The sequence below is a fragment of the Fibrobacter sp. genome (assembly GCF_045131395.1).
GTDB lineage: Bacteria > Fibrobacterota > Fibrobacteria > Fibrobacterales > Fibrobacteraceae > Fibrobacter.
On sequence record NZ_JBGUQY010000045.1, the window covers coordinates 21,552 to 35,496 of the forward strand.

Annotated in this window: 12 protein-coding genes; 6 read left to right on the top strand and 6 right to left on the bottom strand. The window is 51.2% G+C overall.

Annotated features, from left to right (window positions below):
- Nucleotides 1–14: 14 nt before the first annotated feature.
- From ACJMNB_RS10920 to ACJMNB_RS10930, 3 genes are all read right to left on the bottom strand, one after another.
- Nucleotides 15–563, bottom strand: a complete 549-nt coding sequence (locus ACJMNB_RS10920; RefSeq protein WP_405342357.1) for a hypothetical protein — start codon at nt 561–563, stop codon at nt 15–17.
- A gap of 6 nt (nt 564–569) precedes the next feature.
- The gene (locus tag ACJMNB_RS10925) at nt 570–1,172 is read right to left on the bottom strand and encodes an ATPase (RefSeq protein WP_405342359.1); all 603 of its coding nucleotides are present in this window, start codon (nt 1,170–1,172) and stop codon (nt 570–572) included.
- Nucleotides 1,173–1,390: 218 nt separating this feature from the next.
- Nucleotides 1,391–2,686 (bottom strand): bifunctional folylpolyglutamate synthase/dihydrofolate synthase, encoded by a 1,296-nt coding sequence (locus ACJMNB_RS10930; protein WP_405342361.1) that lies wholly within the window; start codon nt 2,684–2,686, stop codon nt 1,391–1,393.
- A 51-nt stretch (nt 2,687–2,737) separates the two neighbouring features.
- On the opposite strand from ACJMNB_RS10930, the gene ACJMNB_RS10935 reads away from it, so the two are divergent.
- The 3 genes from ACJMNB_RS10935 to ACJMNB_RS10945 all read left to right on the top strand — a co-directional run bounded on the left by ACJMNB_RS10935 (nt 2,738) and on the right by ACJMNB_RS10945 (nt 8,379).
- On the top strand, nt 2,738–3,460 hold the full coding sequence (locus ACJMNB_RS10935; protein WP_405342363.1) for an endonuclease: 723 nt from the start codon (nt 2,738–2,740) through the stop codon (nt 3,458–3,460).
- A 115-nt stretch (nt 3,461–3,575) separates the two neighbouring features.
- Nucleotides 3,576–6,647, top strand: coding sequence for a glycosyl hydrolase family 28-related protein (locus tag ACJMNB_RS10940; protein WP_405342365.1), 3,072 nt, complete (start codon nt 3,576–3,578; stop codon nt 6,645–6,647).
- A 10-nt stretch (nt 6,648–6,657) separates the two neighbouring features.
- A complete protein-coding gene (locus tag ACJMNB_RS10945; protein WP_405342367.1) occupies nt 6,658–8,379 on the top strand; it encodes a hypothetical protein in 1,722 nt (573 codons plus the stop codon).
- Here ACJMNB_RS10945 and ACJMNB_RS10950 read toward each other — a convergent pair.
- Entirely contained in the window at nt 8,376–8,576 is a 201-nt protein-coding gene (locus tag ACJMNB_RS10950) for a type II toxin-antitoxin system Phd/YefM family antitoxin (RefSeq protein ID WP_173351940.1), read from the bottom strand. The two genes, ACJMNB_RS10945 and ACJMNB_RS10950, sit on opposite strands and share 4 nt — an antisense overlap.
- A 25-nt stretch (nt 8,577–8,601) precedes the next feature.
- Here ACJMNB_RS10950 and xseA point away from each other — a divergent pair, with 25 nt between their 5' ends.
- A complete protein-coding gene (xseA, locus tag ACJMNB_RS10955) occupies nt 8,602–9,900 on the top strand; it encodes an exodeoxyribonuclease VII large subunit (RefSeq protein WP_405342369.1) in 1,299 nt (432 codons plus the stop codon).
- On the opposite strand, the gene ACJMNB_RS10960 is transcribed toward xseA, so the two are convergent.
- Nucleotides 9,881–10,309, bottom strand: coding sequence for a type I restriction enzyme HsdR N-terminal domain-containing protein (locus ACJMNB_RS10960; RefSeq protein WP_405342371.1), 429 nt, complete (start codon nt 10,307–10,309; stop codon nt 9,881–9,883). The genes xseA and ACJMNB_RS10960 overlap by 20 nt on opposite strands.
- Before the next feature lie 351 nt (nt 10,310–10,660).
- Between ACJMNB_RS10960 and ACJMNB_RS10965 the strand changes: the two genes are divergently transcribed.
- Both ACJMNB_RS10965 and ACJMNB_RS10970 read left to right on the top strand, forming a co-directional pair.
- The gene (locus ACJMNB_RS10965) at nt 10,661–11,962 is read left to right on the top strand and encodes a pyridoxal phosphate-dependent aminotransferase (RefSeq protein WP_405342373.1); all 1,302 of its coding nucleotides are present in this window, start codon (nt 10,661–10,663) and stop codon (nt 11,960–11,962) included.
- A 44-nt stretch (nt 11,963–12,006) separates the two neighbouring features.
- Entirely contained in the window at nt 12,007–13,074 is a 1,068-nt protein-coding gene (locus ACJMNB_RS10970; RefSeq protein WP_405342375.1) for a spermidine/putrescine ABC transporter substrate-binding protein, read from the top strand.
- On the opposite strand, the gene ACJMNB_RS10975 is transcribed toward ACJMNB_RS10970, so the two are convergent.
- Nucleotides 13,071–13,874 carry an exodeoxyribonuclease III gene (locus ACJMNB_RS10975; protein ID WP_405342377.1) on the bottom strand — a complete coding sequence of 268 codons (804 nt, stop codon included), beginning with the start codon at nt 13,872–13,874 and terminating at the stop codon, nt 13,071–13,073. The two genes, ACJMNB_RS10970 and ACJMNB_RS10975, sit on opposite strands and share 4 nt — an antisense overlap.
- Between the last annotated feature and the right edge of the window lie 71 nt (nt 13,875–13,945).

Genomic DNA, 13,945 nt, shown 5'->3' on the forward strand with positions numbered 1-13,945 from the left:
AAATGGACCTCCGGTCATTCCTGCGAAGCCTGTGCGGCATAGGCAGGATCGTTTGCATTTATAACACTTAACACGGCAGCGTCGCCCGCACTCTCGGAGAGGCGTGCCCAACGCTCACAAATCTGAAGCTTGATCGCATACGCATAAACATGCTTGACTGTTCCCTCGCCTACGCCGGCAAGGAAATCTACAAGCCAGAAACGGGCCTTGTCGATATCCAGCTCTTTTTCCATGGGATTCGACTTGGCAAACGCGTCCTGAATCATCTTGGCAAAGGTAACGTCGTAGCCCGGGAAGGATCTTTCCGTAAAACGGACTTCAGGCCCCCACGCCTGAGCGCGGAGCCTTCCCGAAACGTTCTTCATCTGTATTTCGTGAGCCTGGTAAGCGGCCACGAACTCGTCGTCACATTCTTCGCCAGCAAGGAGCGCATCCAGAGCGTTGAGCTCGGATTCGTCCAGCATACCAATACAGCGGTGGCGGAACTCTTCCAGGGTGAGCGGCGGGACATCGCCCAACTCGATCATCGGGAGAGAGGCCATCAAGTAAGAAGGACTGCTCATCGTATCCTACTTGGCCTGAGCTGCTGCGTTGACTACGCGAGAAAGTTGCGGACGGAGGAGGGCCGAAAGAGCGTCGGCCATGGCAGCCTCAGTAAATTCATGGGTAACGTGTCCGCCGTCAAGCTTGACGCGGAAACCGAACTTGACGCCCTTATCGCTTTCGACCTTGACGCCACCCTTGAGCTGCTTGGCGAATTCGCCCATCACAAAGGAGCTGAGCTTGCGGGCATCGGCTTCAGAGAAATCGACTTCGACGTCGGAAGAATAATTCTTGGCGAGAGTCAGAAGCATGGACTTCACAGTGGATTCGTCCAGGGACTTTTCCACTTCGAGATTCAAAAGGTCCATAATCATCTTTTCAAGGTTCTTGCCCACAGAGAGCAGCAAATCGCGTGCAGCCTGTTCCAGCGTGCGTTCACTACGTTCAGTAAATGCTTCTGCGTCCTTATCGGCCTTTTCCAGTTTGGCGCTTGCCTCGGCTTCGGCAGCTTTTACAATTTCAGCTGCTTTTTCCTTGGCTTTGGCAATAATCGCCGCGGCGTCGTTTTCTGCTTTATCGACGGCATCTTTCTGGATGCGTTCCATAAGGTATTGCAAGTCTTCTGCCATATATCATCTCCAATGACGTTTCCAAGGAACTCTCTATAGCAAAAAATGCACCAAAAGAGCCCTTTGGGAAAATTTTGATACTAATATACAAGTAATTTCACCCAAATGTTCAAAAAAATCGCAAATTTTTTGAAAAATTCAGATGAAAACAGGAATTTTCGTGATGAAAATTCCATATTTTGTAAACATCTAATTACTTAGCTTTACGTTTTGCGAAATTAGCGATGTTCGTTGGTGGTCGGCGTTAGTTTGCGGAAAAAGGCCAGACCTTCAAAATCGTCCTTGAGGGCCTGGACCGTTTCGCCAATCATATATAAACTGCCTGTTACAAGAACCGGAATCTTTTCATTATCTGAAACGGCGATGGAAGATACTTTATCCAGATAATTTCGGCTAAGTTCGCCCTCGCTGGAAACATTCAGGCCCAAATTCGAGAGTTCGGACTTTAAATCGTCCAGTTCCCGGAAACGGGGGTAAGGAGTCTTGGTAATGTGCCAGTGGCTCACGAACGGAGCCATCAGCTTAAGCATCTCCCCCACGTCTTTATCTTTGAGGGCTCCGAAAACGCAGTGGAACTTGACGCCCGGATAGTATTCCGCCAAAGTTTCTACCAAACGACGTACCGCGTGGGAATTATGGGCCCCGTCCAAAATGTAGCGTACAACTCCGTTTTTATCGGAAAGTTGCTGCATGCGCCCCGCCCAGGAGCGGGTTTCCAGAGTCTTTAGGGCCAACGCTTCGTCATAAGGACGGTCGCTCCCCTTTATAAAATATTCTGCAGCGGCCAAAGAAAGGCTCGCATTTTCAATGTAATGGTGCCCCAGATTCGGGAGCTTGACGTCGGTCCGGATTGCAGGAGCGATGCATTCAGCATCATGTTCGCTTGCAAAAGTACGGGCTTCGACCAGCAATTCTTCGGAAAGGCCGCCCACCACAAAAGTCTTATTGCGACGACGGTCCGCCTCCACAACAGCCATCTTTTCTTTGAGAATGGCACTTTCGGTAGGTCCCAGGACTTCGGTATGCTCCAGCCCGATGCTCGTGAGCACAACGATATTGCCGCAAGCCACCGCCGTACTGTCTAGGCGACCGCCCATGCCCGCTTCCATGGCCACCACATCCACACCCTGTTCCGCATAATAGAGGAAAGAAACCAGGGTCAGAACTTCAAAGAAGGTGGGTTCCGCCTGAACACGCTCGGCGGCATCTTTCACCTGAAGAAGCAAGCGGTCCAAATCATCATCGCCAATGGGCATGTCATTGACGCGGATTCGCTCCCGGAGACTTACCAGGTGGGGACTCGTGAAAAGTCCCGTCTTGAAGCCGTGGGCCTGCAAGATGCCAGCAAGATAATAGCTGGTAGAACCTTTGCCGTTGGTACCTACGATATGGATGGTCTTGAAAGAGCGTTCCGGATTCCCGAGAGCGTTGCAGAGTTTGCGAGTCGATTCAAGCCCCGGCACCATGCCGAACATGAGCCGCGAATTCAAAAAATCCATACCAAGCGATTGCATGCGCCAAATATAGTTTTCTATCTTCCGTTATGTTATTACATGGTTTTTTATATGAAATTTTTGGGAACGATTCTGCTCTTGGCAGTTTTAATTGCTGTGGCCTGGTCTCGGGTTGACCCCACGGCGGCGCCGAAACATTACAACTACCGCGACGCCAGTAAGCAGCTTAGGCGCGTGTACTACGGCGAACTGCAGGAAACCCTCTACTGCGGCTGCAGATACGACGACAAGAAGAACGTGGACTTTTCGAGCTGCGATTTCAAGCCCCGTGAAAACCCGAACCGCAAAAGCTTCAAGCGAGCAGAACGCATTGAATGGGAGCACATGGTAACCGCCCACAACATGGGACAGCACCTCCCCTGCTGGCGGGAAGGCGGCCGCAAGAACTGCAGCGCCAACGACACCACCTTCAAGGTCATGGAAGGCGACATGCACAACCTGTACCCGGCCATTGGCGAAATCAACGGGGACCGCAACAACTTTATGTACAACCAGTGGACCAACAATCCGGAACCCATGTACGGCAACTGTAAGACCATCGTGGACTTTAAGCAAAAAAAGGCTCAACCCCGCGAAGAAGCCCGCGGAATCATTGCCCGCGCCTATTTGTACATGGAAAAGACCTACGGCGTTAATTTGTCTAAACAGGACCGGAAACTTTTCGAGGCCTGGGACAAGACATACCCTGTAACCCCCAAGGAATGCGAACGAGACCGCCGAATTTTCAAGGTTCAAGGGGACCACAACCCCTTTGTGTACGAAAAATGTGAGTAATTCGGTATTACTTGGCTAAAAAAGCGCAAAAAACGCCTAAAATAAACTAAAGTCTATTGACTCTAGGCTATTGACCCCGTTCTTTTTTTTACATATATTTACAAACGAGGTTAGTATGTATAGGACCCTATTCTTTTTTATTGCCTTTTTTGCTGTATCGGTATTTGCCCAGGTGGAATTCCCCATGGCGTCCAAGATCGTTAACGTCACGAAGGATCCATACTATGCCAAGGGTGACGGAAAAAACGACGATACTGAAGCCATTCAGAGGGCTCTGAACGATCACCCCGATGGTGACTTCATTATTTACTTGCCCCACGGCATTTACAAGATTACCGATCAGTTGGTCTGGCCCAAGACTCAGAAGCAGGAGTCTTCCAGCCGTCGTACCATTTTGCAGGGTCAAAGCATCGGCGGAACGATTATCCAGTTGGCCGATACCACTTACGGCTTTGACAACGCCGATTTTCCCAAGGCCCTTATTTTTACCGGCGAAGGTCCGGGTCCTAAATACAGAAACGCAATCCGCGACATGACGATCCGTACCGGTAAAGGAAACCCCGGTGCAATCGGTATTCAGTTTAACGCCTCGAACCAGGGTACAATCCACAATGTGAAAATTTACTCCGGCGACTCGTCTGGCGTGTACGGCATTGACTTGGGCTTTACCGAAGGTATTGGCCCCCTCTTGATCAAGAACACCGAAATCCGCGGATTTAACATCGGCATCTACGCCAAGGGCGAAACTGGCACGGCCACTCTTGAACATGTAACCATGGGCGGCCAAAGAAAGTACGGCGTCGAAAACGAAAACATGAACCTCGCCATTCGCGCCCTCCGCTTTAAAGGCCATGTGCCCGCCGTTTATAACCACGGCGAATTCGCCATGATGAGCTTGCTGGACGGTTTGCTGGAATTTGACAACGAAAACAAGAAGGTCAAAGCACCCACGGCAATCGAAAACGAAAGCCACATGTTTATTCGCTCCATGAAGGTATCCCGCTACAAGACCATGATCCAGTCCAAGAAGAAGGGATACAACGAAGAAATGATCCAGGGCGAAATCATTGAATTTGCCACGCAGGAAACCCCGCAACTTTGCCACAGCCCCAAGCAGTCCATGCGTCTGGCCGTTGCAGAGACCCCGGCCTTCCCTGAACAGAAGGCCGACAACTGGATTACGGTTGCTGGCGACTACGGTGGAAAATCCAACACGGGTTCCGACGACTCCAAGGCCATTCAGGAAGCCATCGATGACGGCGCAGAAACCATCTACTTCCCGCCCGGAGGCCGCTGGACCATTAACCGCGACATTTATATCCGCAACCGCGTACGCCAGATTATCGGTATCGAAGGACGTATCGACGGCAAGGGCAAGTTCATTATCGAACAAGGCGCATTCAACGAACTGACGATTGAACGTTTCTCGGAGTTCGGCAACGGCATTATCATGAAGGCCAAGCGCAACCTGCTGTTGAAGAACATGATGGTCCGCTCTCTTGAGACCGACGAAATCGGCGGTGGCGAAATCTACCTAGAAGACGTTACCCTCGGAACCATCCAGCTGAACTACCAGAAGGTATGGGGCCGCCAGGTGGCCTTGATTGGCGACACCAAGGGGCCGAAGATCACGAACAATGGCGGTTCTGTCTGGATTCTCGGTTTGACCGCCAAGAAGGGCAATACCATTATCCAGAACTTCAACAAGGCCCACGCCGAACTGATTGGCGTAGAAATCGTTTCCAGCGACAAGGCGAAAGACCGCCCCATGTTCATCAACGATAACGCCTCCCTTTCTATTTCTGGCTTGCGCGAAACCCTAACCCGCGGAAACGCTTACCCCACCATTGTGGAAGAATCCAGAAAGGCATCTTCTATCAAGTCCCTGTACGGAAAAGATTTGAAGCACACCCCCAGCGGCGGCGTGATGATTCCGCTGTTTACCGGATACGCCCCCAGACTCGGAGCCAACGAAAAACCGAAGGCATCTATTCCTCACGAAATGGTGCTAGTGCAGCCCAACCTGCTCAAGATCAAGGGTTCCGTTGTTGACGACGGTCGCGGTGACGGCCTTTGCGAAGACCCGGTTCGCTGGAAGAAGGGCCTTGGACCTGGTAAGGTGGCTTTCTCTGACAGTATGGCCTACGAGACCGACGTATCCTTTACCGCCAGTGGCCGCTACAACATCATCTTTACAGCCGATGACGGTTACCAAACCGGTTCCGACACCGGTAAGGTTTACGTGTTCGACAAGCACTACACCACCCTCGACAACATGGGCGATGGAACCACCAGCGGAAAGGGTGCTGCCACCTGGATTTCTGAATTCGACAACTTCAGTCCCCACAACTCCGACCCCGAAATGCACGTTGCCAACAAGACGGGCGGTGCTTCCGGAAAGATTTACCTGCGCTTCGACTTGTCTTCGCTGCCAGGACCGCTATTCGATGCAGCCCTCAAGCTAGAATTCAACAAGGATTCTATCAAGAAGCCCGTTCAGCTGAACATCTTTGGCTTGAAAGAAACAAGCAAGGACATGAACTTTGGCGACCAGAAGCTGGGCATTGACTGGGCTCCCTACGAACTCACCTGGGAAAACGCTCCTGCCAACATTCCGCAGACCGGCGGCCAGTTCAACATCCGCAAAAACTCCGGTGGCGGCGTGGACACCAAGTACGCAGACTTCCTGGGCATTATCACCATCAACCCGAAGGCTCCCCTGGGTGCATTCTTGCGCACTCCGACACTGACGGAATTCTTCAAGCGCAAGCACGCCTCCCAGCTTTACACGCTGATCCTTACAGCGGTTGAACCTGGAGAAATCGTTCTCCCCAGCCCCGCAGCGGGCAGAGAATATGCACCGTCGCTCTTCGTGGGCTACTTCGACAACTCCCGCTCGGTGGGTGGCGAAGCCATGGATGGCGGTTACACGCTGACCAAGGTGAACATTGACATTTACAGCCTGGACTGCGACTTTGACCTGACCGTGGGTTACCCGCAGTTCGTGCAAATCGAAATCATCAACGAATTCGGAAAGCGCATGCTGACTGTGGCCGCCCGCGATCTCGATGGTGAAAAGAAGACCCACTTTAAATTCAAGGCCTTCGCCTTCCCCACCGGCAAGTACACCTTGCGCGTGATTGGCGAAGCATTTACCGCCGAACAGAAATTCTATATCCTGAACTAGGAGACGCCCTATGCAATTCAAAAACTTTTTAAAAATAAGCGCCGCACTGTTTTTATCTGCGACCTTTATGGCCTGCGGCGACGACTCCAGTTCTTCGGCCTCTGACGAAGAGTCCAGTTCTTCGGTACCGTCTTTTAGGTCCAGCAGCTCTTTAAGCAATCGCGCCGACATCGACTACAAGGACACCGTAAAGCTGGGCGACACGCTCCGCATTTACTTGGAACTGTTCAAGGGCGACAGTTCCAAGATGGATGAAAGCGAAATCTACCTGGACAGCGCCGCAAACAGCGTTCCCATGTACCTAGGCGAATTCCCCAAAGGAAGCCGCATCAAGGTATTCGCAACGACCTCGAATATCAAGAACGACCAGATTCTGATCAAGAGCGAACTGGGCGATTACTTGCAGGCAATCAAGGCCGCCCCCAAGGACGCCTCCAGAAAGGACTCCGTCTACAGGAACGCATTGATTCCGAGCTTCGGCGAAGACACCAGCGCCACCTTCAGGGATTCCAACACCTTCGTTACCTTTAGCGAAAACCATTACTACCTTGAAATTGCAGGCAAGTTCAAGGACGAATCCAGCTTGAGACTCAAGGTCCTTGTGGATTCCGCCTACTACGAATACACCGGCGAAGAAGAAAAGATTTCCATGAAGATGAGCGACACCTTGCGCGGCATCATGCTAATCGACAAGTCCCCCGACCAGGTGTCCATTGCATTCTCCGCAAAAGAAGGTTACAGCGTAAACCTTACCACGGTGGGCGAAAACATCATCCTTTACAAGCTCATGGATGGCGACAAGGAACTGGGTTCTTCCAAGACGAACCTGGACACCATGCTGGTGCCCAACGATTCCGTGAACTGGTCTATCAAGATTAAGCCTGAATCTTTCTCCAGCATCTGGACGGGCCCCTTCGCCTCCTTCGAAGCCGTTACCAAGGCCCGCGAACTGGAGCAGGGCGAATACTTCTCGAAGCCGGACTCCATTCAGTACCCCGGCGAAGAATTCATGCGTACGCGCCCCAAGGACGACCTGGGCGTTTACAAGTACAACTTGCGCCAGGAACAGTTCGTCTGGATCGGTGACTACAAGAGAGGCGATTCGCTGATCGTGAAACACTGGATTCAGAACTACAACGATGAAAGCTACGAGAACGTCTTGCTGGAAATCCTGGACAAGGACAAGAAGCCGAGAGACACCATCAGCAGCGTTTACGGCGGCAACTTCAAGATTGGCAGCAAGTGGCCCGAAGGCCCCTACTACCTGCATTATCTTCGTTTGAATTCCTACCCCTTGGCAGGTGTGGTAGACAGCCTCCGTTATGTACTGCAGCTTTCGACCATGGTGCAGCAGCCGGGACTTTTGAAGACCATGCAATTCTACGATTCCGAAAAAGATGCAGTCATGAAGGAACAGATCTATACGGAAGGCGACACCATTCGATTCAAGATCTTTACCTTGCAGATGGCTCAGCATTCCAGCAGCCCCTGGAAAGAAATCGGTTCTGACATCGACTGGTTTGTCCCCTGTGCCTCTCTCGAATTCCTGAACAACGGAACCAACAGCTACAGCTGCGATGACAGTGACGAGGAACAGGAAATCTCTTCGGACTACCTGATTGCAAGAAAAGTCAGCGAAAACAGCGACAAGATTGAACTGATTGCCCAGAGTGTTGCCGACCCCTCCATGCGCGACACCCTGCAGATTTCGATTATTACAAAAGCGGACTAGTCTTCCCAGATATTATTGGGAAGCTTACCGATATCGCGAAAATCAAGAAGGCCTGCCGTCGGAGCGTTAACGCTCACGAGGCGTGCCAGGGGTTTGCCCGCACGTTCGATGACGATTTCTTCGTCCTTGAGAGAAACCTGGTTCAACATCGAGCCAAAATTCTGGCGGACTTCCATGGCAGAGACAACTTTAGACATGGCCTAAAAATAGTATATTCTGCGCATGGAACCCGAGAACAAGTCCTATACCGTCATGCAATACATGAAAGCCTTGAAGCAGAAGGTGGAATCCACCCCTGCCGTATGGGTGCGTGGCGTGATTACCCAGATTAACGAGAAATCGAAAGTCGTTTACCTGAGCATTGCGGACTTCGAAGAAGGGAACGTGAGTCCGCTGGCAACGGTTCCGTTATATTGCTACGCAGCAAAATTCGCCGCCATCCGGGCGAAAGTGGCAAACTACCCCCAGCCATTTGTTTTAAAAGAACAGCTCAAGGTGAGCTTCTTGATCAAGGCCGACCTTTACGTGCCTTACGGAAAGTTGCAAGCACAAATTCTGGACATTGACCCGGTTTATACCTTGGGCGAACTGGCCCTTACCAAAAGCGCCATTCTAAAGCGGCTCGCATTAGAAGGTCTGCTTGAAAAGAACAAGGCCCTTACCCTAGCCGACGTTCCCATTCGCGTGGGCCTGATTACCGGCGAAGGAACCGCCGCCTACAAGGACTTTACCACCAAGCTTGCAGAATCCCCTTTTGCATTCAAGGTGAAAACGGCCTACGCCAAGATGCAGGGCGCCGACACGGAACCCACCGTTCTTGCCGCCCTTGAAGAGTTAGCAAAAGATTCGGAACTTGACGTAGTCTGCATTATTCGCGGTGGCGGAAGCAAGACCGACTTGAACTTCTTTGACAGCGAAGCATTGTGTCGCGCCGTGGCCAACTACCCGCTACCCGTATTCACGGGAATCGGTCACGAAATCGACCGCAGTCTCTTGGACGAAGTGGCCTACCAATCCTGCATTACCCCGACCGATACCGCGAAGCGTCTGATTGACCGCGTTGCGGACAGTTGGAACAAGATGCTTGCTACAGCACAAGAAATCGCATTACAGACAAAAGAAGCGATCCACGGTTACAAGCAGGAGCTTTCCAATACGGGCAACCGCTTGCAGCAAAAGGTAAACGGGCTCATTCAAAAAGAAGCCATGAAGCTTTCGCTCTACAAGAGCAATATGCAAAAGGATTTGCAGTTTGTCTTTAGGGCCGAACGGGAACGCATTGCCCGCGACAGCGAAGGCTTGCACCAGGGTTCCCGCAAAATTCTGGACTTGGAAAAATCGAAGTTCAGCCTTATCGAACTTCGCGTGAAAAATGCCGACCCCGAAACAACGCTTTCGAAAGGCTACACGCTTACATTAGACGCCAACGGTAAATTTGTACGTAACAAGAGCCAGCTAAAGCCCGGCGACACACTTACCACGCGTTTCAAGGATGGCAGTGTTACTTCTGTGGTGAAGTGAATTCCGGCAACTTCTCGATTTTCTGGAATCGCTTGGTAGCGGCATCCAGCGCAAAGTAACGTACCGCATCGCCTAGCGAAAGCATCACGTACTTAGGCGAAAGAATTTGCAAGTACTTGTTCAGCTGCACCTGCAAAGCCTGCCAGGTATATTCGCCGGGCGCCTTGCATTCCACCAGAAGCCAGGGGTGTTTCAAATCACCGGAGGCCTTGAAATCTTGCACCAGCAAATCCACACGGTCATCGGTCTTGGGCTCCACCGTCGAAAGCGCGAATTCCACGGCAATCAAATTCTGCGGAACCTTGACCTCGTCTATCAGGAACTTAATGGTCGCCTGACGCACCCGTTCTTCGGGCGTGTCGGGAACATCCTTGCTGCGAATCGGGTCATATATCATGCCGTGAGTCATGCCGCAAAAATAAAAAATTACCTAATCAATCTTGACAATCTCGCATAACTGAAAGTATATTTAGGGCAATGAATAAAATCTTTGGACAGAACATCGCAGCAGCAGCGAAAGCAGCAAGCCCGGCAGCAGCCCGAGCTATTGTGGGGCTGTCCAGAGAAACCAAAATCTGTAAAGCATAACGCTTAAATCCAGATAGCAAGTTTCAAGGGCAGCCCCGTAAAAGGCTGTCTTTTTTGTTTTTTACCTTTTTAACCATTAACCATACGGAAAATCGGAAATTCTTACAAAATTATATTCTATTATTACATTGTAACATAATGAGAATTTTTGATCCCTATACAGGAGCTTAAAATGCGCAGAAGACTATTGAGCGAAGGTGCCAAGGAACTCTCTTACGAAATCCGTGAGATCGTAAAGAAGGCAAACCAGCTCAAGGCACTCGGCCTCCCCATTCATTGGGAAAACATTGGTGACCCCATCGAAAAGAAATGTCAGATTCCTGACTGGATTAAGGATATTGTGGTCGACTTGGCAAAGACAAACCGCAGCTACGGTTATTGTCCGTCCAAGGGCATGCTTGAAACCCGCGAATTCCTAGTGAAGGAAAACAACAAGCTGGGTGGTGCCCAGATTAACGTTGACGACATTCTGTTCTTCAACGGCCTCGGCGACGCCATCGCCACCATTTACGGCCTTCTGTCCATGACCACCCGCATTATCGGACCGGCTCCGGCTTATTCCACCCACAGTTCTGCCGAAGCGGCTCACGCCCACACGGCCCCGATTACCTACAGGCTCCAGCCCGAAAACCACTGGTATCCGGACCTGGAAGAACTGGAAAACAAGGTGAAGTACAACCCGAGCATTGCGGGCATCTTGATCTTGAACCCGGATAATCCGACAGGCATGGTCTACCCGCTGGAAATTCTCCAGAAGATCGTGGATATTGCAAGGCGCTACAACCTGTTCATCATTTGCGACGAAATCTACAACAAGATTACGTACAATGGTGCCCATGCTTACGCTCTCGCCGAATACATCGGCGATGTGCCGGGTATCGCCCTCAAGGGTATTTCCAAGGAATACCCGTGGCCGGGCGCTCGCTGCGGCTGGGCTGAATACTACAACCGCGACAAGGACGAACAGTTCGACGCCTTCTGCCGCGCTTTGGACAACGCCAAGATGGTGGAAGTCTGCTCGACCACGCTCCCGCAGATGACCATTCCCCGCGTCCTTGGCGACAAGCGCTTCAAGGAACACCGCGACGCCTTGAACGAAAAGATTGGCCGCCGTAGCGCCATCATCAATGAAATCCTTTCCGACATTCCGGAACTGTATTTCAACCCGACCTACGGTGCATTCTACAACACCATCATCTTCCGCGAAGGTACGCTGAACAGCCACCAGACCTTGAAGATCGACAATCCGATTATCAAGAAGAAAGTGGAAGAATGGTGCAGCAAGACAAACAACTTGGACTACCGCTTCGTTTACTACCTGCTGGGCGCAAAGGGGATTTGTGTTGTGCCTAGCACCAGCTTCTGCACGGATTTGAAGGGATTCCGTGTGACGCTTCTGGAAGAAGACGAAGAGGAACTGAGGGAAGTGTTCACCACGATTCACGACGCAATCGTGGAATACTTGCACAGCTAGTTAACTCTATGGGGATTAGGAGGACTGTAGAAGAAGGAGAGGGTATGAAAAAATTGGTTTCACACATCACAGTTGCGATGGTCCTCCTTGCAACAGGGTTTTTCTGTGGTTGCGACAAAAAATCGCAACAGCACCCCGTAACCGTTACAGTTCTTACCTACAGCGAATACATCGCTCCAGAAATGATAACCGATTTTCAAATGAAAACCGGCTACAAGTTGCAGATTGAAGAATACGAAGCCCAAGAGGAAATGATCAACAAGCTGCAGTCTGCAAAAGACAAGCACTACGACGTGGTGATTGCTTCGGACGTGGTCATCCAGCAAATGATCCACCTGGGACTGATTGCCCCCCTGGACCTGGACATGGTTCCGAACAAAGTAAACATCGCCGATCAATTCAAGAATCCGGTTTACGACCCGGGCAACAACTTCACGTTACCCTACCTGTGGGGAACCACCGGCATTCTCTACCGCGACACAGCCCTGGACGTGAACAGCATCAGCTACAACATGCTTTTCAACCCCAAGCAAGTCAAGGGCAAATTCTGTTTGCTGGACGAATCCCGTTCCATGCTTTCCATGGCATTGCAAGCCAAGGGCTTGAACGCCAACAGCGTGAAGATAGAAGACATCAACAAGGCCGTAGAATGGATTCGGGAAATCAAGAGGGACCCGAACTTTGCCGGTTTCAAGGGATCTGTCAGCGCAAAGGACAAGGTGATATCGAAAGAAAACTGGGCAGCAATCGTGTTCAACGGCGAAGCCATGGACGCTATCGCGGAAGACCCGACGCTTCAATACGCCATTCCTGCAGAAGGAAGCTTTATGTGGGTTGACGCCATGACGCTTAGCAGTCACGCCCAAAACTCCGACGGAGCCCACGCCTTCATGAATTACATTCTCGACGCCCAGAACGGCGCAAAGCTTGCAACTACCATCAACTTTGCAACACCCAATAGCGCTGCACTGAAACTCATCGACGACAAGTTCAAGCAAAACCGTGTCATCAACCCCACCAGGGAAGAAATCGACCGCATGGTATTCCTGCGGGATCCGGGTGCAGCAACCAAGCTCTTTGACGACGCCTGGTCTATTGTAAAAGCCCACTAAACTTCGTGGCTAATGGGGAGGGGTGCGAACGGGGGTTCCAGTTCGATACTGATGGGGCAATGGTCTGAGCCCATGACATCGGAATGGATGTCGGCACTCACGATATTGGGCACAAGGCCTTCATCCACGAAGGCATAGTCAATACGCCAGCCCACGTTACGCTTGCGGGCGCCAAAACGGTTTGACCACCAAGAATAGCGGTCCCGTTCATCGGGGTGCAGCTTGCGGAAGGAATCCACAAAGCCATTTTCCACATACTTGTCCATCCACGCACGTTCAATGGGCAAAAAGCCGCTCACGTCGGCATTTTCCTTGGGGCGGGCAATATCGATTTCCTTGTGACAGGTATTGTAGTCACCCAGGGTCAACACGTGCTTGCCATCGGCAATCCAGCGCTTGCTGTTTTCGAGGAAGGCATCGTAGAAACGCAACTTGTAGTCCAGGCGATCGTCGCCCTGACCACCATTGGGGAAATAAATACTATTGAGAACCCAATCCGGGAAGACCAGCTGCAGAACGCGGCCTTCTTCGTCGAATTCCTCGATGTCAAAGCCATAGTTGACACGGTCAGGTTCAATCTGGGTATAAACACCTACCCCGCTATAACCCTTCTTGCGACGGCAAGGGTTCCAGTAGGTAAAGTAGCCGTCGGGATTTGCAACTTCTTCAGGAATCTGGTCTACTTCGGCACGGACTTCTTGCAGACACAAGATGTCGGGCTTTGTTGCAGCGAACCAGTCCGTAAAGCCCTTCTTAAGGGCAGAGCGCAGCCCATTTACGTTCCAGCTATAAATATTCATGTTTTACCCAATTCTTAATCCGCGGCAAAGATACATTTTTTTTAAAGCACCAGGGCGTAAAGATGATTTCA

What these genes read in the sequence shown, in the direction of transcription:
- ACJMNB_RS10920 (WP_405342357.1), bottom strand. Translation starts at nt 563, where the DNA reads ATGAGCAGTCCTTCTTACTTGATGGCCTCTCTCCCGATGATCGAGTTG.
- ACJMNB_RS10925 (WP_405342359.1), bottom strand. Translation starts at nt 1,172, where the DNA reads ATGGCAGAAGACTTGCAATACCTTATGGAACGCATCCAGAAAGATGCC.
- ACJMNB_RS10930 (WP_405342361.1), bottom strand. Translation starts at nt 2,686, where the DNA reads ATGCAATCGCTTGGTATGGATTTTTTGAATTCGCGGCTCATGTTCGGC.
- ACJMNB_RS10935 (WP_405342363.1), top strand. Translation starts at nt 2,738, where the DNA reads ATGAAATTTTTGGGAACGATTCTGCTCTTGGCAGTTTTAATTGCTGTG.
- ACJMNB_RS10940 (WP_405342365.1), top strand. Translation starts at nt 3,576, where the DNA reads ATGTATAGGACCCTATTCTTTTTTATTGCCTTTTTTGCTGTATCGGTA.
- ACJMNB_RS10945 (WP_405342367.1), top strand. Translation starts at nt 6,658, where the DNA reads ATGCAATTCAAAAACTTTTTAAAAATAAGCGCCGCACTGTTTTTATCT.
- ACJMNB_RS10950 (WP_173351940.1), bottom strand. Translation starts at nt 8,576, where the DNA reads ATGTCTAAAGTTGTCTCTGCCATGGAAGTCCGCCAGAATTTTGGCTCG.
- xseA (WP_405342369.1), top strand. Translation starts at nt 8,602, where the DNA reads ATGGAACCCGAGAACAAGTCCTATACCGTCATGCAATACATGAAAGCC.
- ACJMNB_RS10960 (WP_405342371.1), bottom strand. Translation starts at nt 10,309, where the DNA reads ATGACTCACGGCATGATATATGACCCGATTCGCAGCAAGGATGTTCCC.
- ACJMNB_RS10965 (WP_405342373.1), top strand. Translation starts at nt 10,661, where the DNA reads ATGCGCAGAAGACTATTGAGCGAAGGTGCCAAGGAACTCTCTTACGAA.
- ACJMNB_RS10970 (WP_405342375.1), top strand. Translation starts at nt 12,007, where the DNA reads ATGAAAAAATTGGTTTCACACATCACAGTTGCGATGGTCCTCCTTGCA.
- ACJMNB_RS10975 (WP_405342377.1), bottom strand. Translation starts at nt 13,874, where the DNA reads ATGAATATTTATAGCTGGAACGTAAATGGGCTGCGCTCTGCCCTTAAG.